Below are 25592 nucleotides of genomic sequence, written 5' to 3' on the forward strand. Positions count from 1 at the left end.
GTTCACTGGCAAACAAGGACCGGGATTTTCGCTTGCGTGAGCACCTTGTTGGTCACACTGCCGATGAGAATGGCGGAAAGCCCGCTGCGTCCGTGCGACGACATGGCAATGAGGTCGCAGCCCTTGTCCTTGGCCGCTGCGATGATGGCTTGATCGGGTCGCCCGCTCTCCACCTGGCTCGTCTCGCAGGAAACACCGGCTTCTTTGGCCGCGCGCGCGGCGCTATCCAGCGCGCTCGTGGCCTCTTCCTTGCGCATCTCGGTGTACCTCGCGAGCAATTCACGGTACTGGCCTCCGATTTCCGAGAGCGGCTCCACAACGAAGATGACCGATGCTTTGGCACCGACGGATTTCGCCAGCGCCAGCCCTCGTCACCCCGCGCTCCGCCAGTTCCGACCCGTTGTCGGAATGAGAATGTGCCGGTACATGCCTCCACCTCCCGATTATTACTGCCTACCAAAATGTAGGCTGAGCCTCTGCTTCAGACTTGGTCTTGAGATAGATCAATCGATTGCCCGGCACGCGGCCGCCGGATGCCTTCAATGGACCCAAAGCCAAAGCAACTCCGGTCGCCAAATCACGCAGATCGGCTCGGACACTTGATCTAGGTCATGGTCCGCATGGAGTTTGGTCGCGAGATTACGACAGCGAAGGCTCGCGAGCCGTAGCGGTCTCGCATCAGAACGGGCGCACGCAGATGTGGGTGCTGATGTATGTGTTCTCCTATTCGGTCAACCCGGCTGCTACCAGCGACAAGGCGGAATGGAGGCTCCTGCCAACCGTGGTCTTTCAAGAGTTCACAAGTGAGGAGCGATGCCGCACCGCCAAGTCTACGCTCGAGGGCAGCCTTAAGGAGGCGGGAGCCAAGCTAAGAAGCGGCATGGAAGACTTGAAAAGCATCGGCAAGGCTGACCCGGCGCAGATCATCATTGCGTACAATGTGGAATGTCTTCCGAAATAGCATTCGATATTGAGGCAAGCGGAGCCTGAATTCACCTCAGCGAGATCGTCAGCCCGCCCAGATTGGCCGCAAATTCCAGGCCTGCTTTCGGTCCCTTGAGCACCAGCACCACGCCGTGCTCGTTTCGCAGCGTTACCCCGCCGACGCCGGCGGCCCATGCACCGCCTGCGCCGACCAGCGCGTAGCTGCCGGCGAAATCGTTGACGTCCCTGATGCCGGAGGCGGTCCCTTCCAGCCAGCTCACGGAGGTGCCGGCGGATACGCCGAGACTGAAGCCTGACGCGATGAACGGATAATGGCGGCCGCGGTAGATCAACGTGCCGGTCCCGCCGCCACCACCCAAGACGAGCGCGGCCTTCACGAACTTGACCTGGACGTGGCCGGTCGCTTGCGCGAAGCACGGCGCGATCAGCAGGACCATCGCGACAAGCGCAATTATGACGGGACGAATGCCTCGCATCGTTGCGGCCCTTCTCAAGGATTTGTCGGCTCGACTTTCTTCCAGGTGTGATCCGGATCGAACACGATCATGCGCTTGGCGAGGAAATCGGTGCGTGAGCCGAGATCCTTCTGGTAGACCGTGCCTGCGTGATTGACCAGGAAGGTCATGACACCGGAATTGCCGTATTCGGCAGGCCAGGCGACCAGCGCAAATCCGCCGATCATCTTGCCCTTGACGACATAGTTCAGCGCACCGCCCGGAGCGTCGGAGCCCTGCGCCTTCAGGATGCGATAGTAGTATCCGTGGTACGGCTCGGGCTGTTCGCCGACCTTGTAGCCTTCCGCCGCGGCCTGGGCCGCCAACGCACCGAGCGGGCTCGGGTCCTTGTCGTCACGCCAGAACAATCCGTCGGTCTTGCCCGGCCTGCTGACGATGCGCTGGGCATAGGCGCCGACGCCCTCGCCGCGATCCTTCTCAGCGTACTCGTTCTGGGCGTCGACATAGGCCAGGCAGGTCTGGATCGCGGCCAGCTCGTTGCGGCCGATCCTGCGGTAGAGGATTTCGCGCCGACCTGCATCGGCGTCGAAACTCCAGCCGTCGGCGTTGTTGACGAGTGGGATCGGGAACGGGAAATCGTCCGTGCCCAGAATCAGGATAGCCCTCTTGTTGCCGTCGGCCTTGATCGAATGCCTGGCGTCGTAGGCTGAAAGAAAGCTCGCTCGCGCATTGGCGTCTGCAACATCGTCGCCGGACTCGATGATGTCGGTAGCATCGCGGCCCAATACTTTCAGCATGGCCCGGCTCGTGCCGGCCTTGACAGCGGCTGCCAGGGCAGACGCCGCGTCTTCAGGGTTGGGGAAGCCCTGCTGGGCACGAGCCGGAGACAGCAGCACGGCAAGCGCCGTGACTGCAGCCATGCTGATGGCAGCAATACGATTCAATCGCGAAGCGCTTGTCATCGTGATGTCTCCGACCAGGATGGAATCTTCGCGCCGCCGACCAGCCAGTCGTGATAGCTGCGGAACTTGATCCCGAGCTTGTCGTAATAGACCCTGAGATAGCCGTCGCCGCCGCGTTTTACCGCCGCCGGCATCACCTGCTCGACCTCCTGCGCCATCACGCCGACATAGGCCTTGCTGCTGCCGAGATAACTGAAGCGGTAATAGCCGAGCCCGTTGGCGAGATACCCAAGCAGCTCGATGTCATGCTTGAGCGCGATGTCGGAACGTCGGCCTCCGCCGCCGCCACGGAAACCGCCACCTCCGCCACCGCCGCGGAAACCACCTCCGCCTCCGCCGCGGAAGCCACCGCCACCTCCACCGAAGCCACCGCCACCACGGCCGGCGAAACTGGCGCCGCCGCCGCGCGGCATGCTGGCCATACTCGATCGCCCGCGCGCCGATGCCGCCGCGGCTGCCCGCCCGGATGACACATTCATCGCGCCACCGCGATTGCCGCCGCCACGATTCGCCGCAGCCGCGCGGTTACCTGCATTGCCGCGGTTGGCGGCCTTTGCGCGATCGCCACCGCCCCTGTTGCCCGCACCCGCGCGGTCGCCACCCTTGGCGCGATCGCCCGCACCGGCCCGGTCGCCACCTCGGCCGCGATCACCGGCGCGGTCGCCTCCACGATCACCGGCACGATCACCGGCACGATCTCCGGCGCGGTCTCCGCCGCGATCACCTGCACGGTCGCCACCGCGGTCGCCCGCCCGGTCACCTGCACGATCTGCACCTTGGCGATCACCGCCCGGATTGAGGACCTGTTGACCGTCGCGGCCGCGATAATTCATCCGGTCGCTGACACCGGCCCGGTTGTTGTTGCCGCCGAAGCGCTGCTGCACGTTGCTGTTGTTGTAGCGAACGCCCTGCCGATGCGTGGGATTGTGCTGCCAGCCATTTCCGATGTTGGTGGTCCGGTGATTGACATAGACGTTGCGATTGCCCCAGTTGCAGCCGCCGCCCCAGTAGTTGCCCCAGCGCCCGATCGCCCATCCCGCGCCGAAGGCAAGGCCTGCCGCGACGACGCCGGCGCCGATGTAGGACGGATAGCCGAAATAATACGGCGGGTAGGCCGCATAGGGCCACGCGCCATAGACCGTAGCCGGATCGTAATAGGGTACGTAGATCGTGTTCGGATCGGTCTGCTCGATGACGATGACCTGCTTGTTCTCCTGGGTCTGGACGCTGACCTTCTGCTGCTTGGTCGTCACCAGCTTGTTGTTGGCCTGCGCCTTGCTGCGCAGCCGCTGGATCGCATCCATGACGTCGGCCTGCTGGGCCAACACGGCATCGCCGAGATTTTTGGTCCAATCGATCTTGTCGCTCATCATCGCGAGCACATCGGCGGTGCTTGCGAGTGCCTTGACGCTGTCGTCCCAGGCCTGCTTGTCGACCTCGTTCTTCAGCGCGTCTCCTTTCAGGCTCTTGCGCTCCTTCAGCCAGCGATCGGCCTGCACGACTTCGAGCGGATAGGTCGATGCCGCCAGCACGTTGGCCAGCAGCGAATCCGGATAGAGAGCGATGGGTGCGACCAGCGCTTCCAGCTGTTCAGGCTTCAACAGCTGGTCGGCCGGTTGTGTCGCCGCCGCGGCCGGCTGGTTGGCCTGAACGGGCTGACTGGTTTGGGCGGTCGGTTTGTCAGCCGTCTGCGCCAATGCGGCGACTGACGTCATCGAGACCAGCACAACTGCGAGCAGACTCGTGCCCCAACGGACCATCGCGACCTCCATCGACACCAACGGTCGACAGCATCGGCCACGGCCATGCGCCCTCTTTGATCGAGATCAAGGAAGTGTCGGTCCGCTCAGCTTCCGATCTGGCCGGGTTGCTGCGACGCGAGGTGGATGCGGCGATCGTGGATCAGGTTCTCGAGCCGATGAGCCGCAACGTTGACCGCCGTCACTGCGCGCTCGGCCTTGTCGTCAGCGACCGGCTCCTCGCGCTGCGTCCGCAATACCTGGTCGATTTCGCGTTCGATCTCTGTCAGTTCCGCCTCCTGCCCGGCCACCCGAATCCGTGCCGCCAGTGCATAAAGTGTATCGAGCGCCTCCTTGCGGCTCGGAGCTTCGCTCGAGCGGAGGAATTTCCATGCCGCCGCGAGCACGGACGCAAGGGCACCTGCGATCATCGGTGCCAGGAAGATCGCATTGCCCCATTGGTCCAGGAAACTCTCCCTGGTCCCCTCGTAGACCGCGGCCGCCCCAGGATGCACGGGGATATACGCACCCGCGTCAGTATCGGGCGTGGCGATCTGGGAAAGCGCCGGCAGTTCGGCGAGCAAGTCCCGCCGCGCGTTCATGATCGACTGCGTGAGGTCGCCGATTACGTCGTTCCCGAGCTTCTTCTGCGCCACCAGATAGAACGATGTCTGCAGCGTCGTCAGGTCGTCAGCAGGAATTGGCGGCGAGCCGCGCAAGGTTCCCTTCGGTACATCGAAGCTCTCATATGCGCGCTCCTTTTCGGCGATCGCACCCGCGGACTCGATCGCGATCATGACTGGGCCGGCTTTCCCGGTATGCGGGAAGACATTGCGCAGCAGCGCGAGGTATTTCTCGGTCAAGGGCAGCACGAGCAGGATCGCCCGCACCTCCTTGGTCTCGAGCGCCCGGCGCGCGTCCGCGGGGGCCAGCGGCTTGAACGTCACGCCCGCGCGCGTCAGGTCGTACTCATCGGTCAGCACCTTGATCAGCTTCTGATTGGCTTCGGCACCGATCACGCCGATCGAGGTGCGCTTCAGCTCCGCCACATCGGACGTCGACGCGCCGGGCGGCGCGATCATCAGCACGGTGGCGTGCGCCAACACGATGACTGCCTGAGCTTGCGAGAGATCACCGACATCGCCGCGGACGACGGCGAGGTCGACCTTTCCGGATGCGAAGGCTGTGGCGGACTCGAGCGGTCCCGGGGTCTGAACCAGGCTGAGGCGGACCGGCGCTTTCGACTGCGTGAACTTTGCGGCAATCGCCGAGACCAGCCTGCCGGCTTCGCCATCCAGCGACCCCACCGCGATCGTCAGGGTGGTCGGCTGCTCATACCAGCGGTAGCCCAGCAGGCCGGCGCCGGCTGCCAAAAGGACAAGCCCAATTACAAGGGCGATGCGCAATGACCTCGGCAACCTGCTCGGATCCATGTCGCGTCACCCCATCGGTTCGGTGTCAGCCAACAACGGTCTTATAGACTGAGTCGGTGCGGGGGCCGGACGTCTCTAGAACTTGCACCGGTGATAGTTGACCTCCATCCCCTCGATGCCCGGGAATTGGCGCGTGATCGTATCGTCGTCGACAGCCTTCAGGAAGAACTGCACATTCGATACCATGATTCCAGACGCACAACCGACGATGATGTTGATGTTCTGGCCGTCGTCCTTGCGCGATTTGATCTTGCAGTTCTCGAACTTGCCTCTCAGGCGGTCCGGCTCGGCGATGAATCCTCCGCCGTAGACGCCCGAGAAGTTCGAGAAAGTCAGCTGGTTCGCCCTGCCCTTGTGCGCGAACACTTTCCGGCACTGCTCGGCACTCGTCGCCCAGGCTCCTGTAAGATCGAACGCCAGCGCATGATCCGGCTGTGCGAAGGTCATGCCCGTCGCCACGATTGCGCGAAGCTTGCGGCCCGGCTTCATCTGGCGTCTCCCTGTTCTCGCCCCGTCAGTGACCACTGAGCACTAGCGTCTTGATCGGCAGCAGCAGAGCCTGGATCCGAAGAAGCAACGCATGAACGAGGGCTGTCGCATCGACGGCGTGCAGGGCGAAGCCCTTCAACGCGCCGGTTTTCGGATCGGCAATCTGGTCGTGGTTGCTCGTGTAGGCATTGACGATGCAAGTGCTGCCCGGCGTCACGCCGTCGAGGCCGTTCTTGTAGAGCGGCTCGAGGAACACGAGGATCGAACCTGGTTGTTGCAGGTTCTGCGGGTCGATCAATAACTCGCTGGCGCGAAACTGTCCGGCGGCGATGAAATCCTGCACGCTGGTGACGACCAGCGGAATGATAACCCAGGGCTTCGACATGCAAGTGGCTTCCGCGACCATACCGGGCTTCATCACCTGGGCCTCGATCTGCCCGAACCCAGCCTGCAGCCTGTTGCGGCCTGCTTCCTCGGGTATCATGACTCCGGCCGGCCGCATGATCTGGGCGACGAGATCTCCGGGACGAACGAGGAATTGCTCGACGCGGCCGTCAACGCCGGCCCGGACGAAGGTCTTGTCAAGATCAACCTGCGCCTGTGCGCGCGCGGCCTCGGCGCTCGCCTTCTCGGCCGGCAGCAGTGTGGAGACGCGCAACGTCGCCGACTCCTTCGCGGCGCTGGCGGCATCGACGCCCGCCTGCCGCTGATCAACCAGAACCTGTAGCTTCTCGATGTCACGTTGCGGCACGATGCCGGGATTGCGGCGCTGCAATTCGCTCTTCACGTCCAGCTCGTCCTTGGCCTGCTGCAGGGAGGCTTTCGCCTCGCCGATCTGAGCGTCCGCTTTCACGACGTCAGCCTGCGCCGCGATCAACGACGCATCCACCTCGGCGATCTTTCGCTTGGCGGTCTCGACGGCAGCCTCTTGCTTCGAACCATCGAGCCGGAACAGAACGTCTCCCTTCTTCACCGCCGCGGTGAAGTCGACGTTGACTTCGACGACGCGGCCGGAACCCTCAGGCAAGATCGGCACGGTCCTGAAATAGATCGCTGCGTTGGTAGTCGAGGGATGGAAGTAAAAGATCATCGTGATCAGCGAGATCGTGAGCATCAGGCAGCCGGTGATACCCCACCGAAGTTCGTACCAGATGGAGAAGAACGTGATCTCCTTGCCGAACCGCTTGCCCTGCCGATAGCGACGGTAGAGGTAATCCGGCAGGATCGTCACCAGCGAGCAGATCATGAGCTCAAGCATGGTTGAGCACCTCCTGCTTTGCCGATGCTCGGACGTCGGGACCGCCGCCGGGTACCTCGGCGTCGGATTCGACAGCGGGCGTGCCCGGAGCGGCGTCGGCGATGCGCTCGACGGAGTCGGCTATGCTGCGGATCGGCGTGCCGAAATCCGGCAGGTCGATGAGCGCCAGCAGCAGGCCGGCGATCCAGAAGATATGCATATGGGTGAAAAGCGAAATCAGGCCGAGAACGCCGACGATCTCGAACTGAAGCTTCTGAGACTTGTGCGCCATGCGCTCCGGCAGGCTGTGCAGCTTCCAGTAGAGGGTGCCGACCCATAATACCGTGGCGACAAGGAAAATGCCCATCACGACCGTCAGAGTGTCCGAGCCGTCGGCGCCGGGAATGAAGAACGGCAGATGGTGTGGAGCCAGCGGATGCATCTGTTCGCTCAAGCCAAGCCTCCCTGCGGCGATCAAATCGCCGCTACCCTTGAGCGACATTGGGTGCCCTCCTATCGCCCCGATTTGATCTGGATCAAGGATGGCGGTTGGCTGGTCCCTACTTTTTTAAGCGCAAGGTGGAAGATCGGGCCCTAGGAGTCCCAGCCATGCGAGACAAGATCGATGACCTGATCCCGAACGCGCACGAGATCCAAAAGCAGGCCGCGCTCAAGGACGCCGAGAAGGCCGAGGAGCACGCCAAACGTGCGGCCATCATCGAAGCCGAGAAACTCGCCTTGATCGAGCGGCTGAGCAAGCCGTCCGGGCTCACCGAGGACGAGAAGGTCAAGCTGGCATCGACAGTGATTCAGCGCGCGGTGCGCAACGGCCTCAGCCAAGTGCAGGTCTATCGTTTCCCGAACTCGCTGTGCACCGACAAGGGGCGGGCCATCAATCAGATGGAGGCCGGCTGGGAGAAGACGCTGACAGGAATCCCCAAGGAGATATACCAGCTTTGGGCGGACTACCTGCAGCCGCGCGGCTATCGCATCCTCTACCAGGTCGTCGATTACCCCGGCGGCATGCCCGGCGACATCGGCATCGTCATTGCCTGGGGCGACTAGCTCAAACGATGGACGGCATATCCATGGCGAAAGACAAATCCGCCGAGAAGATGAAGCGCAAGGAGTATGAAGAAGAGCTGCAGAAGCTACAGGTCGAGCTCTGCCGTCTCCAGGATTGGGTGCAGGCGAACAAGCTCAGGGTCATCATCCTATTCGAGGGGCGCGACGCCGCCGGCAAGGGCGGGACGATCAAGGCCCTGACCGAGAAGGTCAGCCCGCGCGTGTTTCGCGTGGTCGCCCTCCCGGCCCCGTCCGATCGCGAGAAGTCCCAGCTGTTCATCCAGCGCTACATGCAGCACTTTCCGGCCGGCGGGGAAATCGTGATCTTCGATCGCAGCTGGTACAACCGCGCCGGCGTCGAATATGTTATGGGGTTCTGCACGCCGGCGGAGCACAAGCGGTTTCTGTCGCTTTGCCCGCAGATGGAGCAATACATCATCGAGGGCGGCATCATTCTGATCAAGCTGTGGCTCGAGGTCGGGATGGACGAGCAGGAACGGCGCTTCAGGGCGCGGATCGACGATCCGATGCGGCAGTGGAAACTGAGCCCGATGGACACCGAATCCTACCGGCGCTGGTACGACTACTCGCGCGCGCGCGACCTGATGTTCAAGGCCACGAGCTCGAAGCACGCGCCCTGGAACGTGATCCGGTCCGACGACAAGCGGCGGGCGCGGTTGAACTGCATCTCGTTCCTGCTGAAGAACATTCCGCACGGACGGATCAAGCGCGACAAGGTCAAGCTGCCCAAGCGCTCAACCAAGGGCCGCTACAACGATCAGGCCGGTCTGCGCGGGATGAAATTCGTCGAGGAAGCCTACTGAAAGGCCAGGCCACGCGGGATGCGCGGCCTGGATCCTTCAGACCTATTTCAAGCGGATCGAAACGCCGCCCACGGCGGCTGAGACTTCGGCGCCGACCTTCGGGCCGCTGAGCTGCAGGATCACGCCATTGGCGTTCTGCAACTGCACGCCTCCTGCGCCGGCGGCGATCGCCCCACCGGCACCCGCGGCGCTGTAGGAGCCTTCGATCGAGGCCGGCCCCCGGAGGTTGAGGGCCCGTCCGACAAGCTTTGTCGTCGAGGCGCCGATCGTGAAGCCGACGCTCATGCCCGACACCGTGAACGGATAATGCTTGCCGCGCAGCGTCAGGACGCCCTCGCCGCCTCCGACACCAACGATGAAACCACCCTTGGTGAAGATCACAGCGACCGAGCCGGTTTCAGCCAGCGCTGGCGCGCTGAATCCGGCCACGCCGATCGCCAGTGCAGCAAGAGCTCCGATCAAACCCGCTTTCCTCATGTTCCCTCCAGGGACCTGTTGTGTTGACACTCTATGACGCAGCCTTGAGCTTCGGTGCTGTCGCCTTCGGCTTGCCCATCCTGGCCAAAGCCTCGGTCTTCACCAGCTTCAGGCCCTCGGCCGCGTCGTAGCCATGGATCTCCTTCACATCCAGCTTGCGCATGAAATCGATGGTTTCCTGCGTGATCACCTGGCCGGGCACCATGATCGGGAAGCCCGGCGGATAGGGAATCACGAAGCTCGCGGAGACGAGATCGGGCCCGTTCTTCAGACGCCTGTCGATCTCGGGATCGTTCAGGCGAATGTATTCGCATCCCGCGGCATCATAGGCCGCGTAGAATCCGGAGCGGATGTCGCCCTCGTTTGTCTTCGTGCCGGCATTGCTGCGATAGGCGGCATGGAAATGCGAGAAGTTCGGCAGGTCGGGCACGTCCTTCATCAGACTGTTGACCCGCATGTCGAAGTCAACCCTGGCGGTCGCGCCGCCCTTGGCAAGCCCGCGATCGATCTCACCGGCTATTTCAGCCAGCACCCGGACCAGATGCGCGACATCGCTCCGCGTATTGTTGATGTTGGACTGGATCAGGACCGAGTTGCGCGAGGTCTTGTTGACCTGGATGTTATAGCGGCTGGCAAGCAGCCCCTTGAAGGACGTGCCGTCGTAGCCGGCCGTGCCGCAGACCAGCGTCATGCGGGTCGGATCGAGGCAGAACTCGTCGTCGTTCAGGCTCTTCAGCGCACTCGCCCAGTTCGTGCCGGCTGTGAGATAGTCGGTGAAGCCGCTCTGGCGATACTGCTTCGGCACCATGGCATCGGCGCCGAGCACGCGGAAATACCTCGAGATCAGCGGATTGGTGTTGACCGCATTGCGGATCGCGAACGCGATCTCCATGGCGTTGGCCACCAGTCCATAGCCCTCGAGCTCCATCTGCCGCCGCGAGACGTCGAGGCTCGCGATCAGCTGCTGGTTCGGGCTGGTCGAAGCGTGGGTGAAGACCGCCTCCTTGAACTGCGCCTCGACGGTGTGGAATTCGATATCCTTGACGGCCAGCATCGAGCCCTGCCGGATCGCAGACATCGACTTATGCGTCGAGTTGGTCTGATAGACCCGCAACCGGATCTGGCGCGGATCGGGGATCAGTCTGGTCTTGAGCAGAACCTCGTCGGACGGGTTCTTGCCGAGCTCGGCCTGCTGCTTCTCGTAGGCGGCGACCGACTTCGGATCGCGCATCCAGGCTTCGATCTCGTTCGCCGCCCCCATCGCGGTTCGTCGCCGCAGGAACGGTGAGAACCGCGCGAAGCCGAACCAGGCCTCGTCCCACAGGAAGATCAGGTCCGGCTTGATGGCGAGGCATTCCTCCATCACCCGCCGCGTGTTGTAGATGTGACCGTCGAACGTGCAGTTGGTCAGGTCGATCATCTTGACCCGGTCCAGGCGGCCATCGGCCTTGGCGTTCAGCAGCGCCTGCTTGATCGTCTGCAGCGGCACCGCGCCGTACATCGAATATTCCGTCATCGGGAATGCCTCGACGTAGAGCGGCTGCGCGCCGGCCAGCACCATGCCGTAGTGGTGCGACTTGTGGCAGTTGCGATCGACGATCGCGATGTCGCCGGGACCCAGCAGCGCCTGCACCGCCATCTTGTTCGACGTAGAGGTGCCGTTGGTGACGAAGTAGACGCGGTCGGCGCCGAGCGCGCGCGCGGCTTTCTCCTGCGCCTTCTTGATGTTGCCGGTCGGCTCCAGCATGCTGTCGAGGCCGCCGGTGGTGGCGCTGCTCTCCGCGAGGAACAGGTTTAGCCCGTAAAATTCGCCCATGTCGCGGATCCAGTCCGACTTGAACACGGACTTGCCGCGCGCGATCGGCAACGCGTGGAAAGTGCCGATCGGCCGCTGCGCGTATTTCTTCAGATTGTCGAAGAACGGCGTGTCGAAGCGGTCCTGGACGCCTTCCAGAATTGAAAGGTGCAATTCGAGGATATCCTCGACCGAGTAGAACACCCGGCGCACAACGTCCGCCTCGGGATTACCTGCCAGCTCCTCGACGTCGCGGTTGGACATCAGGTAGAGGTCAAGCTCGGGACGAACCCGCTTCAGGATGTGGGCCAGCCGCAGCGCGGACGCATCCGGCTCGTCGGCAAGCCCCATCGCGGCCGTCATGGCGCGAAGCACGGGCGCATCGTGGCGCGAGCGCAAGCCGAAGCCGTCATTGATCACCACAGCCGCGATGTTGGGGTTGAGCATGGCTGCACAGAAGGCGTCCTCGAGGCTGCCCACCACGACGGGCTCATAGATGAAGGCATCGACCGGACGCCGCAGCTTGCGCCACTCCGCCAGCAGTCCCGGCCAATTGCTGGCCGGCACCCCGGTCACGATCAGGGTCTCGAAATACGGCCGGCGCGCCGCGGATTGCCCGAGCGTTGGCGGAAGCAGATCGGGGACGTCGCCGTTGCCGTCATCCTGCGTGCTCCAGTCGCTGGCGTGCTGGCGGAAGGATTTGGTCTGCAGCGCTTGGGCGATCCGCGCCACGAGCATATGCGACGTAGCGGCGTCGCCTGCTACCGCGGCTTCCTTCAGCGCGGCCATCAAACGCAAGCCCGGGTAGCCGTGAAATTCCTCCGTCACCGCAAGCGCCGAGAGCGCGGCCTCATACGCCGCACGGTCGCCACCGCTTCTCCACATCTTGGCCGCCTCGACGAGATCGCGCCAATTGTCGGCTCGCCCGCCGGGTCCAGAGAAGAACTGGTCGATGCGCTGCTGTGCCGGCTTCGCCTCGTTTGCCATTATTGTCTCCCGATCTTAGCGCTGGTGCTGTCCCATCGTAAGAACCGCGCTCATCGTGCTCTTTGATCCAAGTCAAGCCGCAGCCGGATCGGGCCCAAGCCAGAATGCACGATGGTTAGCGAGCTAGTTCGCCGGCGGAAATCAGTGCACCCACTCGCCTTCCCCTGGATCGACATCAAGCCCGCCGTATGAAGCCGCAGTGACTGCATGCGGTTGCGCCGGCGAAGCCGATACGCGTTGATTTAGGTCAAGGCCTCGCGGTCGGTGACGTGGCTGCTATCGTGCCCAGCTCGATGACCGTTGGATGAGGTGGCATGCGTCAGCACCGCTTACGGACCCTCGCAATCGGCGCGCTTCTGCTGCTCGGCCTGACCTCTCCTGCGCGCGTCGACGACCAGGGCTCATCCCAGCGCCTCCAGGAAGAGATCTGGGTGTTGCCGCTTCCGCTGCCGATGTTTGCTTATCTGGTTCGTCCGATCGGCGACGGCCCGTTCCCGCTGGTCATCATGAACCATGGCGTCTCGCTGAATCCAAGGGATCGCAGCTTCTTCCCGCTGGTCGAATTCCGCGATGCCGCGATGTGGTTCGCACGGCGCGGCTACCTCGTGGTGGCGCCGGTCGGGACCGGGTATGGCGCGGCGGCGATCGATATTCCCGAACGCGGGATCTATGGCCCGTTCTTCTCCAAGATCGGCAAATGCAGCAATCCGAATTTTCACGATGCGGGCCTCGCCGTCGCGCAGGTCGATCTCTGGATCATCGACTATATGGCCGCCGAGCAGCGCGTCGTGCCGAAAGACGTCATCGTCGTCGGACAATCGGCCGGCGGCTGGGCGGCGATCGCACTGTCGAGCCTCAATCCGCCGCAGGTCAAGGCCATTATCACCTTCGCGGCGGGCCGCGGCGGCCGCGTCGACGGCAAACCCAACAACAATTGCAATCCCGACAAACTGGTCGAGGCGACCGGCACGTTCGGCCACACCTCGCGGGTGCCCATGCTGTGGCTCTACATCGAGAACGATACGTTCTTCGGGCCGGCCCTGTCGAAGCGAATGTACGAGGCCTTCACGACCGCCGGCGGCCGTGCCGAGTACCATCTGTTACCGCCGTTCGGGGACGAAGGGCACTTCCTGATCGGTTCTCCCGATTCCATTCCCACCTGGTCGCCATTGGTCGAACGATTTCTGGGCAACGTTCGCTAGCTAGCCACGCCCCCGCCGGAGAAGCATCCATGGTCCGATATGGAGTCTTGGCCAAGTTGGCGCTGTTCGCGGCCGGTATCAGTGCGGCTCTCGGCCAACAGGCGCCTTCACCGCCCGCTGCGGTCAAGGACGGTGGCGAGGTGGCTCCGCGGGGAACGCGCTCGCCGGTCCGGGACATCAAGTACGGCGAGTGGCGAAAGATCTGCTTCAACGCCGCCGGCGCCAAGACGTTATGCCGAACGACGATCACCGGCACCTTCGCCACCGGACAGACCGCCGTTCGCGTCGATCTGGTCGAGCGCGAAGACGGCAGTGACCGCGTCCAGCTCTTCATCCCGGTCGGGATGTATTTGCAGGCAGGGGTCAAACTATCGGTCGACCAGAAGCAGGTCTATCGCGTGCCCTATACCTGGTGCGTGAGCAACATGTGCATTGCGGCAGATGTCGCCGATCCCAAGCTGCTCGAGGACATGGATCGCGGAAAGGCGCTCTCGATCGAGGTCGTCGACAGCAGCATTCTGACGATGACGACCTCGGTGCCGCTTGACCGCTTTGCGACCGTGCACAAGGGCGCCCCGGCGCTGACGCTCGATCAGGCCATTGATGAGTGATCGTGACCCGCAATCGCTAGGCGACGCCCGCCAACAGCCGCTCGATCGGCTGAATGAGCGAATTGGCGGTGAACGGCTTGGTCAGATAGGCCACGCATCCCGATGCCATCGCGGCCATGCGAGTCGCCGGGTTGTCGTTTCCGGTGATGTAGATGACCGGGACGTCGATGCCCAGATCCGCCAGTCGGTGCCGCAGCTCGATCCCGGACCCATCGCTGAGATTGATGTCCAGGACCAGACACACTGCGCTTTCAAGGCCGCCATCCCTCAGCAAGGCGCTCCCGGTCTCGAACAGCCTGGATGCAAATCCATACTGCCGCAGAAGCCGTCCGATTCCACGGAGCATCGAGGGATTATCATCCACGACGAAGACGAATTTCGCGGTCGGCAAATCCTGAGGCCTCGTCCTGATCGCTGAATGACCTTCGTCCTCCCTTGGACGAGGGACATGTCAAGCGGCTATCGGCGTGCAACATCGTCGCCGCCAATGGCGGAGATACACTCCGTCACAGAGCTTTCATATTGTACCGTGGGACAGGGACGGGCAGAGCTCCCGCTAGATCAAGCCTTGATTTCATCACCGGATGCGCGCGTGCCGAGCCGCTCCGCGATCGAAACCAGCTCGGCCAAAGACTGCACCTGCATCTTCTCCATGACCTGGTGACGATGCGCCTTGATCGTGCGTTCGGTGGTGCCAAGCTCGTGCGCAACCTGCTTGTTGATCCGGCCGCACACGATCAGATCGAACACCTGCCGCTCGCGCGGGGTCAGCTTCGCGAGCAGCGCGCGGAGTGAATCGAGCCTGTTTCGCTGGCCAAGCGCTCGTTCATGCCGCGCGACGGCACGATTGATTGCCTCGATCAGCTGGTCGGAGGCGATCGGCTTGGTCAGGAAATCCTCGGCACCGGCCTTGATGGCCTGGACAGTCGTCGCGGTGTCGGCATGTCCGGTCAGGAATACGATCGGAAGCGTCGACCCCAGCTCGTTCAAACGACGCTGCAACTCCGGGCCACTGATTCCGGGAATGCGGACGTCGAGCAGGATACAGCCGGTCTTCTCGTCGTCGGGCAATCGGTCGAGCAATTCCCGCGCCGATGCATACGCCGCAACGCGATAGCCCGCGAGCTTGAGCCGACGCTCGAGCGCTGCGCGAAACGAGGCATCGTCATCGACTATGTGCACGTAAGCGTGCATTACTGCTCCACCGCCGGATGATCGCCGCTATCTGTAGAATGATGATCAGCGGCAATCTGAAAATGCTGCGTTCGTCGTAAATTGAACCTTGCAACCAGACAAGCAAGACCCAAACACACTACGCTGCCAGTGGCAGCGAGAGGTGAAATGCCGCTCCTCCTCCGGACTGGTTCTCGGCCCAAATCTGGCCGCTATGCGCCAGAACGATCGTCCGCGCGATGGACAGGCCGACCCCCATGCCCTGCTCCTTCGTGGTAAAGAACGGATCGAAGACCTCGTTCAGCCTGTCCTGGGGAATTCCCGGGCCGGAATCGCAGATGGAAATCACGGCCGACGCGTCCCCGTTGACCTCGGTGCGCCCGATGATCGTGCGCCCGTACGGCATCGTGGCCATCGCGTCCATGCTATTGACCACCAGATTGAGAATGACCTGCTGCAACTGAACCGGGTCCCCCTTCACCCGCAGCGGCTGCGGTGAAGTCTGCAAATAGATTGCGACGTTGCGCGCTGAGGCCTGCAACTTGAGGAAATCGAATGCTTCCCGCATGGTCTGGTTGAGATCGATCTCTTTTTTCTCAAATGGCGCACGCTTCAGCAAGCTGCGCATCCTGCGGATCACCTCGCTTGCACGGAGATCGTCGCGCTTGATATCGGAAATGATCTCCCGCACCTCCTGGAGGTCGGGCGCTGGCGAGGCCAGGATCAACTCCGCGCTCTCGGCATTGGTCAGGATCGAGCCCAGCGGCTGGTTCAGCTCATGGGCGATCGAGGACGAAAGTTCTCCCGCAGTTGCCTGTCGGTTGATATGGGCGAGGTCAGACAGACGATTGCGGGATTCGACCTCGGCCTTGCGCCGCATGAACCGCTCGTGCAGCAGGAATGCAATCAGTGTGGTTTGAACCACGAGTGCAGTGGTAAGGGCGATCGCCCGCCAGCGGTATTTTTCCAGGAAGGTCGGCTCACGAAAGCGAATATCGCTGCCTTTTGGCAGCTTCGCTTCGCTGACATTCCAGCGCTGCATCTGCCGCCAGTTGAAGATCGGCTTCACGGCATCGACCACCGACGGGGGCAGGCTTTCCGGCGCCTCACCATCCAGAATTCGTAGCGATCGCCGCGCCGCCTCGGCGCCGATCAGCGAGGGGACAATGGTGAATCCGCCGATGCCGCCTGCGTCGAGGAAAGTTTCCGATGCAACGATGATCGGCCGATTTGCTCTTGCTGCGACAAACGCGAGGGCGTCCGAGGGCGGATAGTAATTGCCTTTGCCGTCGCTATAGAGGCCCGTGTAGATGATCGCACTATGATCGGGGAGCGCCTTGACGCGCTCAACGACGTCAGACATCGGATGGCCGACAATCTCGATGATGTCGAGACCCGGAATGCCGGCCGTAGCCTCGTCCTTCCAATTCCGGAATAGAACCTGCCTATCCCATTCCGCACCAATCAGCACCACAGACCTGAGACCCGGCACCACGGCGCGGGCGACCGTGACGGCGTCCCTGAGCTTCGAGGTCACGATCCCGCCGGTGACATAGGCCGGCGGCCGCAATCGCTTGAAATCAGCCTCTTCGACCAGTGCGAACACGATCGGGGTGTCGGGCCAAAGCTGCGAGCGCCAGCGGATCGCAAGCTCCAGCGCCGCCGCGCCAACCGCGACCACGACGCCGATCGGCCGATCGCGATACTTCGCCTCGAGAAACCGCCGGAAATCCTCCTGATAGGCTTCACCACCGAAGCGATTGAGGTCGAGGCTCTCGGTGTAGACCGTAGTCGACGCGTGACCGTGGGCGCTCACCGCGTCCCTCAGCCCAACGAACACCTGGTAATAGAAGGGCCCACGCCGATCGGACTGGTCCAGCACCAGCATGGAATGTGGGCGCATCTGTTGCGCCCGCAGACCGGCCGGCGCCAACAACATAGCCAGCAGGATGATCAGTCCAGAGACCCGAATTGCACTGCCCATGGCGCTCGGAGCCGGAGACCAACGGATTGAAAACCTAGCACCCGGTTATCGGCGTGAAAATTAAAAAAGTAGTCTAGAACGGCGCGCATCAATTACGAGAAAATTGCCGCATTTCGCGCACCCTGTCCTTTGGGACAATGACCTCAGGACCAATAGAGACTGGCCGGGCCCTGTCGTAGAGATTGCGCGCGGGCAAGCATTTCGAGCTGCCACGGACGCTGCAACAGTCGTTACCCAAGAGAGTTGGTCCATGTTCGCTCGCGTTAATGTCAGACCGGCCAATATACCGAGCATCCTCGGCGGGCTGACCACCCAGCACACCAAATGCATCACCAGCGAATTCCATTACCGGAAGGGCACGGAGATCTACGGGGAGAAGGAGCCGGCGGAGTACGTCTACCAGGTCGTTTCAGGGGCAGTCCGTAGCTACAAGCTCCTGTCCGACGGACGCCGCCAGATCGGCGCCTTCCACCTCGTCGGAGACATTTTCGGCCTTGAGAATGCCGAAACCCACCGGTTCACGGCCGAGGCCATCGTCGACACTGATGTGCGCCTGATCAAGCGGATGAGCCTCGAGCGCGTGGCTCATTTCGACTCGAACCTCACGCGCAACCTGCTGATCATGACCACCAGCAACCTGCGGCACGCCGAGGATCACATGCTGCTGCTCGGCCGCAAGACCGCGTTGGAGCGGGTTGCCGCGTTCCTGCTCGAAATGGACCGCCGGCTGACCGGGGTCGGCGTCGTCGCCTTGCCGATGTGCCGGCGCGATATCGCCGACTACCTCGGGCTCACCCTGGAGACGGTATCGCGTGCGCTGTCCAAGTTGCACAGCTATGGAGCACTCGACTTCCTCGGCTCGAACCAGCGCGAAATCATGCTGGTCGACCGTGACCAGCTGGCCAGGCTGGACAACTGAGCGCGGCGTTACGAGGATTTCGCGAGCATCCCCTGGCGTTCGATGGTCTTTTGCAGCACTTCGAACAGGACCGCCGTCGACCAGCCGAACATCAGGATGCCATTCATGGCCGCCATCGGCCCGACGAGCTGCCACTGCTTGACCGGGGTGATGTCGCCATAGCCAAGCGTAGTGTAATTCACGAAGGCGAAATAGAGCAGGTTGCTGCCGTCGGGTGCTGCGCCGAGCAGCCAATAAGCCAAAGTCCACACCACGATCTCAAGCGTGTGAGCCAGCATCAGCGCAAGCGCGGTTGCGACCATCACGCCGCTGAGCTGTAGCCACGCCCGGCCAGACGCAGTCAAGCCGACGTTGCGGAGCCATCGGATGGCCGCAACGGTCCACAGCGAATGGATCACGATGTTGATCGCACTCACCGCCGATCCCACGAGGAGCTGAAACAGCATCACCGCTCTCCCAGCAGCCGGGCGCGATCGTCCCGTATCCACGCCGTGATCAACTCCCAGGCGACCGCGAGAATGATTGGACCGATGAACAGGCCGACGATGCCATGGGCCAGTGTGCCGCCGATCACCCCGACGAGGATGACGGGTGCCGGTGTGGTCAGGCCCCGCCCCATCACCAGCGGCTTCAGCACATTGTCGAGGACACCGACAACCAGGAAGAACAACGTCAAGGCAAGCGCCGTCGTGAAGTCCTTGGCCGACCACAGCCAGATGATGACTGGAACGAGCACGATCGCCGCCCCGATCTGCACGATCGCCAGCAGCATCACGACAAACGCCAGCAGTCCCGCACTCGGAATTCCGGCCAGCTTGAAGCCAATACCGGCCAGCAGTGACTGCAGGACGGCGATGCCGATGACGCCCCGGGAGACCGCCCGAATGGTCGTGCCTGCAAGGTCGAGGAAGTGCTCGCTCTGTTCCGGCACGATGCGGGACAGGAAGCTTCGGCACGCCGCGGCAAGCTGCAAGCCATGCGGAAACAGAAACCCTGCGAGCACGACCGCCAGCAGAAACTTCAGCATACCGACCCCGGCATTGCTCGCAAACGCAAACAGGGTCCCGGCTAACGGCTTCAGATGCGGAACAACCTCGCGCAGCACGGCGCGCAGATTGGTCGATGCCCGATCCCAGACATCATAAAGCGGGCCGCCGACCAGCGGCCAATCCTTCACCTCAGGCGGCGGCGACGGCACAACAACGTTCCCGGCGCTCAATTGCCCGGCGAGCTCCCTCACCCCCTCGACGGCTCCAATACCGAGCCAGGTCGCCGGCCCGATGACGACACCCAGCGAGGTCAAGGTCAAGACGAGAGCCGCGATGCCGGCGCGGCCGCCGAGCATGCCCGCAAGCCAATTGAAGACAGGATAGAGCGCGACCGCCAGCACCACGCTCCAGGCCAGGATCGGCACGAACGGCCGAACCAGGACGAACGACCAGGTGATCAGCAGCGCCAGCAATCCGAGGCGAATTGCGAGCTGGATGAACTCGTCTCCGGCCACGAGCTGGCGAAGGGTTTTCAAGAGCGTGCTTTCGATTGAGCGTCAGCAGGCACGCAGGAATCGGTGCCATCGCCCTGCCACGTACGGCTTGATCCAGATCAAGCGCGGGCTCGCGCTAGGCTGCGATGCTTGGGGCGCATGATCGAAAAGCCGGCTTTCGTTTCGGCTACCATGCGATCACGACTGCCTGTGTCACCCGATGTGGAGGACGTCATGATGAACACCAGAACCTTGCTGGCCTTCACCCTGCTCGCGAGCACGATCAGTATTGGCGCGGGCCAGGCGGCCCCGCTACCGACCAACATCGCCGCGATGAAGGGCGCGGTCGACAATGCCACCGTTCAGGTTCGCTGGGGTGGCTGGGGCAGCGGCTGGGGCTACCGCGGTTGGCGCGGCTATGGCGGCTGGGGCGGATATCGAGGATGGGGTTATCGCGGTTGGGGCGCGGCTGCTGCTGGCGCGATCGTCGGCGGAGCCATCGCAAGCTCGGCCTATTACGGTGGATATCCCTATTACGGCACCGGATATGGTTACGGCTATGGCTCCGGATACGGCTATTGCCCGCCCGGCGGAGGCTACGGCTACTACCAACCGCATTACTACGGCTGGTAGGCCAGCGCATCCGGCCCTTCGGTGATGTCACCGAAGGCCGAGCAGCGAACGCCGATAGCCGCTCTCGCGCGCTTCATTCCTGCACACGAAGCTGCCACCAAAGCCCTTGGCATAGCGTCGCTGCTCTTTGAGATAATAACGACCGCGGCGAAAATCGAGCCAGACCACGCTATCGCCGGGGCAATGCCGCTGGGCCTGAGCCTCATACCGGAAAGGCGTCAGCGGCAGCGCAATCGCCTGTTGTGCGCAGCAAAGCAGGACGATTGCGGCCCAAGCCCTGACGTTTAAACTTGCGACCGGCCAACCTCGACGTCCGATCGAATTTGCAGCTAATCTGAAGCGCATCCCTTGCCGCCGGGAGTGATCCGTGTCGTGCTGAAATGCTGCTCATATTGCCGGAGCTTCGCGGGCGAAGCACCTGAATACGGCGATTTCAGCATCACGCACGGATTATGCGCAGCTTGCGAAGCGACGCGGTTATCGATGAGGCGATCGCGGCAAGCGCCGGCCGGTCGACATCCTGATCGGCATGATCGCCCCGATGATTGACCAGATCGGCTATGATGCGCATTTCGTCGCTGACATCAGGTCGCTCAACTTCAAATAAGGTAGCGTTCAGGATGACAGCAATCCAAAGGCGATCGCCACACTCGACAGCATCCCGGCGGTCATGACCACGACCATGAAAGCAATATCACCGTCGACCACGTTGAACCAAGCACGCAGCCGGTTGCGAACGCCAGCCTGCCGGCCTGCGCCATGCACTCGCCAAAACATATCGCGGTCGCACCCCATGATTGCCACTGTAGATCATGGTGCAACAGGATGACCAGTGCAGCTTGTGCCAATCCATCAAGCCCAGATGCGGCAGATTCGATGACCCAATTTGGCTATGCGGGCGGCCTGGCGCCGGCGCAACATGCTGAGACAATGCATTAGGGGTGGCGGCCCACCACCAGAGCCGGATCGCTCAAGCCGGAACGCCAGATCTCGGGACATCTCGCTTCTCGCTTGACGGAGGTCCGTCTCTAACTTCCTTTCGAGTCTGCGGTAATCCGCGTCGGACGTTTCTCTTGCGATGCGCTCTTCGAGGGCATCGCGCCACACATGGAGCTCTTTGATCCAGAGGTCGCCGTGCGAGCGACGCGATCAAACGGGTTCCGTTCTACAACCTTCAGCGAAGCGAGCTCTTCCCTATTCAAATACGCCATCCTTCCTGGCGGGGTCATCACCATCTTTCCAATCACCGACGGAGGAACACGGAGCTTGGCCGATAGCCTTGCCAGCTTGATCGTGTCCCGAAGCGTACCAGTGTCTTCGTTGCCATGCATGTTGGAAACCGAATGGACGCCGATCTTGCCGTCCGGCGCCACGTAACGCTTCGCGCCCGCGAGGAAGATAAAAGCGCATGCCGAGTCGCATTCTCCCGAAACGTAAGTGGCGATCTGTTTCTGGTGCACAAGCATGGCGATCCGGAAACCCTCGTAGAGAGAGCCTCCGCCGGAATCGAGATCAAGGCCGACGATCCGCCGCTCTGCACCAAGGTAACCGCGGAAATGGACAAAGTCCCCATCCCGAATGTCATCCCTGAGTTTCAAGACATCGCCGAAGCACCCAGGGACACGGGAAAATTCCATCGCGAGACAGTTCGTCGCGAGCAATGCGACCGCGATGTTCAAGACGAGGGCGGTAGCCGGCGTCGAGGGACCACGACAAGGCCGCATCGCCAATCCGAGCAGATCCAGACAGCACTGCGGGGCATTCCGGCTCTTTACGCGGGCATCGGAAAATAGCGCGCTGAGGACTCTCAAAGCGTGCATCTTGGCTTCCACGGCGCTCCCCCATCGACCCGGGATCTCGCACGAAAGACAGTACATGGAAGCCCGCTGTAGCTTGATCTGAATCAAACCGACAACTACGCAGGCAGGTCCACGACGGTGCCGTTGAGTCCTGAAGGTGAGCAGGTTTCGATCGAAAAGCTAGCCGGCGACGGGGGCGCCGCGCGGCTAGCTTATGGTGCGCTCGGACGGCAGTCGCATCTGCAGCGATTTCAGCGAAAGCTTCGTCGAAGAATACCGTTCGTTTCGAACGCAACGGGACCTTTGAAGGGCTCGCCCCTTAAAATTTTGCCGGAGCTCAAGTTCCGCACCCGAGAACCAGTCCAAAGGCTTAGCGGTTGTGAGGGCGCACCCGACTAAGCGCTTCCGTCGCTTGATCAAGAAGGACGGAGCCTCTAGGCGCGGCGGTGTATCAAGGCGCCGGTGCTAGCTCGATATACCGATAGAACGAATTTGTAGTTGCATCTGGCGAGGTGTCCGGTCGGCCTCGAACAGGTCCGGCGATGCGACCACGACGCAGATGCACTTCGCCTGCGAAACAGCGACGTTGACGGAAATCGGGTAGCTGGCGCGTCTGCACTAGGGGCGGTCATTCAATCAGAGCCGCAGAAATATAGAAACGTCGTTTGAGGACGCTTATGGTGGCGGATTTGTATCTTTCCGGAAGGGCACTTGTCGAGATCGGTGCCATGCGCAGGCTCGCTATATCCAATCCCCTAAGCCACGCTTTCCAAGTTGTTTTATTACACCTATCATATAATATCCCGCGTCAACCGATCCGGAAGGAAGGTGCGATGCCGAACGCAGGGTGGAAGAAAACCGCTTGCAACATCTGCTACGTCAATTGCGGAGTCGAGGTCCTTGTCGAGGACGATCGCATCGTTAAGGTGCGAGGCGATCGCGACAATCCGAAGTCGCAAGGCTACCTCTGCAACAAGGCGGCACGCATTCCCTTCTATGTTCATCATCGAGACCGGTTGACGGCGCCATTGCGGCGACGTCCCGATGGAGGCTTTGACCCCATCGATTGGGATACTGCGATCACCGAGATCGCAAGTCGGCTCCAGGATGTCGTCGACCGCCACGGCGGCAAGAGCATCGCCCTCTATGGTGGCGGCGGTCAGGGCAATCACGCCGGCGGCGCCTACGCAACTGGCTTCCTGCGCGCACTCGGCTCGCGCCACGTATTCAACGCGCTGTCACAGGAGAAGACCGGCGATTTCTGGGTCAACGGCTTTCTGTTCGGCAGCCAGACTTGCCACACCGCAGAGGACGTGCATCACTGCGATCTCCTATTCGTGATCGGCGCCAACCCCTGGATCGCCCACGGCTTCCCTAATGCGCGCGACCATCTGAACCAGATCAGGAAGGACCCAGCCCGCAAGCTGATCGTGATCGATCCACGTCGAACCGAGACCGCCGAGATGGCCGATCTGCATCTCGCGGTGCGGCCCGGGACGGATGCGTTCCTGCTAGGAGCGATCCTCGCCACCCTGCTGCGACGCGACGCGCTGGACCATGAATTCATCGCCGCGCATACGACGGGCTTCGCCGAGGTCGAGGACGCCCTGCTCCGCATTCCTGTCATGGAGTGGGCCGCGGCAGCTGACATTCCGCTCGACCAGATCGAACGCTGCGCCGACATGATCGGCGAGGCCAAGGCGATGACGGTCCGTGTCGAGCTCGGCATACAGCAGGGCGTCAATTCGACGCTCAACTCCTATCTGGAAAAGCTCCTGATCATGCTGACCGGAAGCTTCGGCAGGCCAGGCACCAACCAGCTCCATAGCTGGCTCATGCCGCTCTGGGGCAACTCGCCGAACCAGAAATTCGCCGCGACCGATACCGAAGTGATCGGCGGGCTCTTGCCGCCAAACATCTTTCCGAGGGCGGTGCTCAACGACCATCCCGACCGGCTGCGCGCGGTATGGATCGACAGCTCCAACCCGGCGAACACCGCGGCGAATACGGCCGAAGTGGAAAAGGCGCTTGATGCGCTTGACCTTTGCGTCGTCGTCGACGTGGCCATGACCGAAACGGCCCGGCTCGCCCATTACGTGTTGCCCGCAGCCTCACAGTATGAGAAGACAGAGTTCACATTGTTCAATTTCGAATTCCCCAAGAACTTCTTTCACGTCCGTTCAGGCGCGGTGCCACCGCTGCAAGGCACCCTGCCCGAGCCGGAAATCTATACGCGGCTCGCCCGCGCGCTCGGACTCCTGCCCGGCGACAACGCTCTGGCGCCGCTCCGCGAAGCCGCCTTCCATTCGCGGCCCGCGTTCGCGCAAGCATTTCGCGCCTTCATGGCTGCCAATCCACAAAGCTCCGCAGTCGGCGCGCTCGTTCTCTATCATACCATAGGGGCCACCTTGCCGGACGGTACGGCGGCCGCGGCGCCGCTCTGGCAGGCGGCGCAAGCCTGCGCCAAGCGCTCGCCCGAGGCGGTTCGACGCGCGCTCGGACCACGTGGCGAGATACCGGACGCCGGTCTTGGCGACGCCTTGTTCGATGCCATCGTCAGCGCGCGGAGCGGCGTTGCCATCACCGAGCACGGTTATGAAGACGTGTGGTCGCTGATCAGCCATCCCGATCGCAAGGTGCATCTTGCCATTGCACCACTTCTCGAATGGCTCGGCGGACTCGATCCGGCGGCGACGCAACGACCTAAACACTATCCTTTCGTGCTCGCCGCTGGCCAGCGGCGCATGTTCAACGCCAATCAGATCTTCCGCGACCCAGCTTGGCGGCGTGACGATCCCGATGGCGCACTGTTGATCAATAAACGTGACCTCGACGAGCTCGGCGCGAGCGACGGTGAGTGGATAGCCGTGGAGTCGGCGGCGGGCCGGGTCGTGGTCCGTTGCAAGGCCGACGACAGCTTGCGCCAGGGTCAGCTCGCGCTGCCGCATGGCTACGGCCAGAGCCACCCGACCCGCGATGGCCAACGGCTCAGCAACGGCCCCCGCGTCAACGCCCTAACCGACAGCGGCAATTGCGATCCGATCGCGGCGACGCCGTACCACAAGCATGTAGCAGTTCGATTGGAGAGGCTCCCGCAAAGTGAAGTCGCTGCCTTCGAGGAACGCTCGCGCCGTATTCACGAGGGCTGACCTTTCGGGCCGAGTACGACGCTCTCCGAATAGCTTGGTGAGCTCGGCAGTCCTCGGACCGTAGATCGAACTGATAAGGTTTCGCACAGTCCTTATCAGCAGCGAACCAGCTCAATTCGGCCTGACAACGAGTGTTTGCATCCGACAGTGGGCTTCCAGCCGATCTCCAGAAAATTCCAGGATGGTTGAGAGGTCACGATCGACCAACACTGTCGTGATGATCCAGTGACT

General features: G+C 62.4%; 26 protein-coding genes. 8 read left to right on the top strand and 18 right to left on the bottom strand.

Annotated features, from left to right (window positions below; genetic code table 11):
- Positions 1 to 2: 2 nt before the first annotated feature.
- The gene (locus ACVIW0_RS28280) at positions 3 to 317 is read right to left on the bottom strand and encodes a universal stress protein (RefSeq protein ID WP_461355335.1); all 315 of its coding nucleotides are present in this window, start codon (positions 315 to 317) and stop codon (positions 3 to 5) included.
- Positions 318 to 697: 380 nt separating this feature from the next.
- Between ACVIW0_RS28280 and ACVIW0_RS28285 the strand changes: the two genes are divergently transcribed.
- A complete protein-coding gene (locus tag ACVIW0_RS28285; RefSeq protein ID WP_461355336.1) occupies positions 698 to 961 on the top strand; it encodes a hypothetical protein in 264 nt (87 codons plus the stop codon).
- Between the two features lie 31 nt (positions 962 to 992).
- On the opposite strand, the gene ACVIW0_RS28290 is transcribed toward ACVIW0_RS28285, so the two are convergent.
- The 7 genes from ACVIW0_RS28290 to ACVIW0_RS28320 form a co-directional block, all read right to left on the bottom strand.
- Positions 993 to 1421, bottom strand: coding sequence for a hypothetical protein (locus ACVIW0_RS28290; protein WP_461355337.1), 429 nt, complete (start codon positions 1419 to 1421; stop codon positions 993 to 995).
- Between the two features lie 14 nt (positions 1422 to 1435).
- The gene (locus ACVIW0_RS28295) at positions 1436 to 2320 is read right to left on the bottom strand and encodes a DUF2950 domain-containing protein (protein ID WP_461355338.1); all 885 of its coding nucleotides are present in this window, start codon (positions 2318 to 2320) and stop codon (positions 1436 to 1438) included.
- Positions 2321 to 2358: 38 nt separating this feature from the next.
- Positions 2359 to 4122 (bottom strand): DUF3300 domain-containing protein, encoded by a 1764-nt coding sequence (locus ACVIW0_RS28300; protein ID WP_461355339.1) that lies wholly within the window; start codon positions 4120 to 4122, stop codon positions 2359 to 2361.
- An 86-nt stretch (positions 4123 to 4208) separates the two neighbouring features.
- Positions 4209 to 5534, bottom strand: a complete 1326-nt coding sequence (locus ACVIW0_RS28305) for a TAXI family TRAP transporter solute-binding subunit (RefSeq protein WP_461355340.1) — start codon at positions 5532 to 5534, stop codon at positions 4209 to 4211.
- A gap of 75 nt (positions 5535 to 5609) precedes the next feature.
- Entirely contained in the window at positions 5610 to 6023 is a 414-nt protein-coding gene (locus ACVIW0_RS28310; protein ID WP_461355341.1) for a hypothetical protein, read from the bottom strand.
- A 25-nt stretch (positions 6024 to 6048) separates the two neighbouring features.
- Positions 6049 to 7281 (bottom strand): HlyD family secretion protein, encoded by a 1233-nt coding sequence (locus ACVIW0_RS28315; RefSeq protein ID WP_461355342.1) that lies wholly within the window; start codon positions 7279 to 7281, stop codon positions 6049 to 6051.
- A complete protein-coding gene (locus ACVIW0_RS28320; protein ID WP_461355343.1) occupies positions 7274 to 7702 on the bottom strand; it encodes a hypothetical protein in 429 nt (142 codons plus the stop codon). Before ACVIW0_RS28320 ends, ACVIW0_RS28315 begins: the two co-directional genes overlap by 8 nt.
- A 167-nt stretch (positions 7703 to 7869) precedes the next feature.
- Between ACVIW0_RS28320 and ACVIW0_RS28325 the strand changes: the two genes are divergently transcribed.
- Both ACVIW0_RS28325 and ppk2 read left to right on the top strand, forming a co-directional pair.
- Positions 7870 to 8325 (top strand): hypothetical protein, encoded by a 456-nt coding sequence (locus ACVIW0_RS28325; RefSeq protein WP_461355344.1) that lies wholly within the window; start codon positions 7870 to 7872, stop codon positions 8323 to 8325.
- Between the two features lie 23 nt (positions 8326 to 8348).
- A complete protein-coding gene (ppk2, locus tag ACVIW0_RS28330) occupies positions 8349 to 9149 on the top strand; it encodes a polyphosphate kinase 2 (protein ID WP_461355345.1) in 801 nt (266 codons plus the stop codon).
- 42 nt (positions 9150 to 9191) lie between these two features.
- On the opposite strand, the gene ACVIW0_RS28335 is transcribed toward ppk2, so the two are convergent.
- Together ACVIW0_RS28335 and ACVIW0_RS28340 are read right to left on the bottom strand one after the other, a co-directional pair.
- The gene (locus ACVIW0_RS28335) at positions 9192 to 9626 is read right to left on the bottom strand and encodes a hypothetical protein (protein ID WP_461355346.1); all 435 of its coding nucleotides are present in this window, start codon (positions 9624 to 9626) and stop codon (positions 9192 to 9194) included.
- Positions 9627 to 9657: 31 nt separating this feature from the next.
- Entirely contained in the window at positions 9658 to 12408 is a 2751-nt protein-coding gene (locus tag ACVIW0_RS28340) for a decarboxylase (RefSeq protein ID WP_461355347.1), read from the bottom strand.
- 314 nt (positions 12409 to 12722) lie between these two features.
- On the opposite strand from ACVIW0_RS28340, the gene ACVIW0_RS28345 reads away from it, so the two are divergent.
- Positions 12723 to 13610, top strand: coding sequence for an alpha/beta hydrolase family protein (locus tag ACVIW0_RS28345; RefSeq protein WP_461355348.1), 888 nt, complete (start codon positions 12723 to 12725; stop codon positions 13608 to 13610).
- A gap of 29 nt (positions 13611 to 13639) precedes the next feature.
- Entirely contained in the window at positions 13640 to 14221 is a 582-nt protein-coding gene (locus ACVIW0_RS28350) for an invasion associated locus B family protein (protein WP_461355349.1), read from the top strand.
- A gap of 16 nt (positions 14222 to 14237) precedes the next feature.
- Here the strand turns inward: ACVIW0_RS28350 and ACVIW0_RS28355 are convergent, their stop codons facing one another.
- The 3 genes from ACVIW0_RS28355 to ACVIW0_RS28365 form a co-directional block, all read right to left on the bottom strand.
- Positions 14238 to 14612 carry a response regulator transcription factor gene (locus tag ACVIW0_RS28355; protein ID WP_461355350.1) on the bottom strand — a complete coding sequence of 125 codons (375 nt, stop codon included), beginning with the start codon at positions 14610 to 14612 and terminating at the stop codon, positions 14238 to 14240.
- Between the two features lie 170 nt (positions 14613 to 14782).
- Entirely contained in the window at positions 14783 to 15415 is a 633-nt protein-coding gene (locus ACVIW0_RS28360) for a response regulator transcription factor (protein ID WP_461355351.1), read from the bottom strand.
- 118 nt (positions 15416 to 15533) lie between these two features.
- On the bottom strand, positions 15534 to 17000 hold the full coding sequence (locus ACVIW0_RS28365; RefSeq protein ID WP_461355352.1) for a sensor histidine kinase: 1467 nt from the start codon (positions 16998 to 17000) through the stop codon (positions 15534 to 15536).
- Positions 17001 to 17628: 628 nt separating this feature from the next.
- Between ACVIW0_RS28365 and ACVIW0_RS28370 the strand changes: the two genes are divergently transcribed.
- Positions 17629 to 18297: a helix-turn-helix domain-containing protein gene (locus tag ACVIW0_RS28370; protein ID WP_461355353.1), complete on the top strand. Its 669-nt coding sequence runs from the start codon at positions 17629 to 17631 to the stop codon at positions 18295 to 18297.
- An 8-nt stretch (positions 18298 to 18305) separates the two neighbouring features.
- On the opposite strand, the gene ACVIW0_RS28375 is transcribed toward ACVIW0_RS28370, so the two are convergent.
- Together ACVIW0_RS28375 and ACVIW0_RS28380 are read right to left on the bottom strand one after the other, a co-directional pair.
- A complete protein-coding gene (locus ACVIW0_RS28375) occupies positions 18306 to 18743 on the bottom strand; it encodes a potassium channel family protein (RefSeq protein WP_461355354.1) in 438 nt (145 codons plus the stop codon).
- A complete protein-coding gene (locus ACVIW0_RS28380) occupies positions 18743 to 19822 on the bottom strand; it encodes an AI-2E family transporter (protein WP_461355355.1) in 1080 nt (359 codons plus the stop codon). Before ACVIW0_RS28380 ends, ACVIW0_RS28375 begins: the two co-directional genes overlap by 1 nt.
- 192 nt (positions 19823 to 20014) lie before the next feature.
- On the opposite strand from ACVIW0_RS28380, the gene ACVIW0_RS28385 reads away from it, so the two are divergent.
- On the top strand, positions 20015 to 20413 hold the full coding sequence (locus tag ACVIW0_RS28385; RefSeq protein WP_461355356.1) for a hypothetical protein: 399 nt from the start codon (positions 20015 to 20017) through the stop codon (positions 20411 to 20413).
- Between the two features lie 27 nt (positions 20414 to 20440).
- On the opposite strand, the gene ACVIW0_RS28390 is transcribed toward ACVIW0_RS28385, so the two are convergent.
- The 3 genes from ACVIW0_RS28390 to ACVIW0_RS28400 form a co-directional block, all read right to left on the bottom strand.
- Positions 20441 to 20758, bottom strand: a complete 318-nt coding sequence (locus tag ACVIW0_RS28390) for a hypothetical protein (protein WP_461355357.1) — start codon at positions 20756 to 20758, stop codon at positions 20441 to 20443.
- A 270-nt stretch (positions 20759 to 21028) separates the two neighbouring features.
- Positions 21029 to 21217 (bottom strand): hypothetical protein, encoded by a 189-nt coding sequence (locus tag ACVIW0_RS28395; RefSeq protein ID WP_461355358.1) that lies wholly within the window; start codon positions 21215 to 21217, stop codon positions 21029 to 21031.
- 224 nt (positions 21218 to 21441) lie between these two features.
- Positions 21442 to 22245: an ATP-dependent Clp protease proteolytic subunit gene (locus ACVIW0_RS28400; RefSeq protein ID WP_461355359.1), complete on the bottom strand. Its 804-nt coding sequence runs from the start codon at positions 22243 to 22245 to the stop codon at positions 21442 to 21444.
- 647 nt (positions 22246 to 22892) lie between these two features.
- On the opposite strand from ACVIW0_RS28400, the gene ACVIW0_RS28405 reads away from it, so the two are divergent.
- Entirely contained in the window at positions 22893 to 25361 is a 2469-nt protein-coding gene (locus ACVIW0_RS28405; protein WP_461355360.1) for a molybdopterin-dependent oxidoreductase, read from the top strand.
- Positions 25362 to 25592: the final 231 nt, after the last annotated feature.

Source organism: Bradyrhizobium sp. USDA 4454 (assembly GCF_054822705.1).

Bases quoted from the DNA above. Each gene is read 5' to 3' on its own strand.
- ACVIW0_RS28350 (WP_461355349.1), top strand. From the start codon at position 13,640: ATGGTCCGATATGGAGTCTTGGCCAAGTTGGCGCTGTTCGCGGCCGGT.
- ppk2 (WP_461355345.1), top strand. From the start codon at position 8,349: ATGGCGAAAGACAAATCCGCCGAGAAGATGAAGCGCAAGGAGTATGAA.
- ACVIW0_RS28285 (WP_461355336.1), top strand. From the start codon at position 698: ATGTGGGTGCTGATGTATGTGTTCTCCTATTCGGTCAACCCGGCTGCT.
- ACVIW0_RS28320 (WP_461355343.1), bottom strand. From the start codon at position 7,702: ATGCATCCGCTGGCTCCACACCATCTGCCGTTCTTCATTCCCGGCGCC.
- ACVIW0_RS28315 (WP_461355342.1), bottom strand. From the start codon at position 7,281: ATGCTTGAGCTCATGATCTGCTCGCTGGTGACGATCCTGCCGGATTAC.
- ACVIW0_RS28300 (WP_461355339.1), bottom strand. From the start codon at position 4,122: ATGGTCCGTTGGGGCACGAGTCTGCTCGCAGTTGTGCTGGTCTCGATG.
- ACVIW0_RS28370 (WP_461355353.1), top strand. From the start codon at position 17,629: ATGTTCGCTCGCGTTAATGTCAGACCGGCCAATATACCGAGCATCCTC.
- ACVIW0_RS28335 (WP_461355346.1), bottom strand. From the start codon at position 9,626: ATGAGGAAAGCGGGTTTGATCGGAGCTCTTGCTGCACTGGCGATCGGC.
- ACVIW0_RS28310 (WP_461355341.1), bottom strand. From the start codon at position 6,023: ATGAAGCCGGGCCGCAAGCTTCGCGCAATCGTGGCGACGGGCATGACC.
- ACVIW0_RS28325 (WP_461355344.1), top strand. From the start codon at position 7,870: ATGCGAGACAAGATCGATGACCTGATCCCGAACGCGCACGAGATCCAA.
- ACVIW0_RS28360 (WP_461355351.1), bottom strand. From the start codon at position 15,415: ATGCACGCTTACGTGCACATAGTCGATGACGATGCCTCGTTTCGCGCA.
- ACVIW0_RS28375 (WP_461355354.1), bottom strand. From the start codon at position 18,743: ATGCTGTTTCAGCTCCTCGTGGGATCGGCGGTGAGTGCGATCAACATC.
- ACVIW0_RS28385 (WP_461355356.1), top strand. From the start codon at position 20,015: ATGATGAACACCAGAACCTTGCTGGCCTTCACCCTGCTCGCGAGCACG.
- ACVIW0_RS28305 (WP_461355340.1), bottom strand. From the start codon at position 5,534: ATGGATCCGAGCAGGTTGCCGAGGTCATTGCGCATCGCCCTTGTAATT.
- ACVIW0_RS28290 (WP_461355337.1), bottom strand. From the start codon at position 1,421: ATGCGAGGCATTCGTCCCGTCATAATTGCGCTTGTCGCGATGGTCCTG.
- ACVIW0_RS28295 (WP_461355338.1), bottom strand. From the start codon at position 2,320: ATGGCTGCAGTCACGGCGCTTGCCGTGCTGCTGTCTCCGGCTCGTGCC.
- ACVIW0_RS28390 (WP_461355357.1), bottom strand. From the start codon at position 20,758: ATGCGCTTCAGATTAGCTGCAAATTCGATCGGACGTCGAGGTTGGCCG.
- ACVIW0_RS28340 (WP_461355347.1), bottom strand. From the start codon at position 12,408: ATGGCAAACGAGGCGAAGCCGGCACAGCAGCGCATCGACCAGTTCTTC.
- ACVIW0_RS28345 (WP_461355348.1), top strand. From the start codon at position 12,723: ATGCGTCAGCACCGCTTACGGACCCTCGCAATCGGCGCGCTTCTGCTG.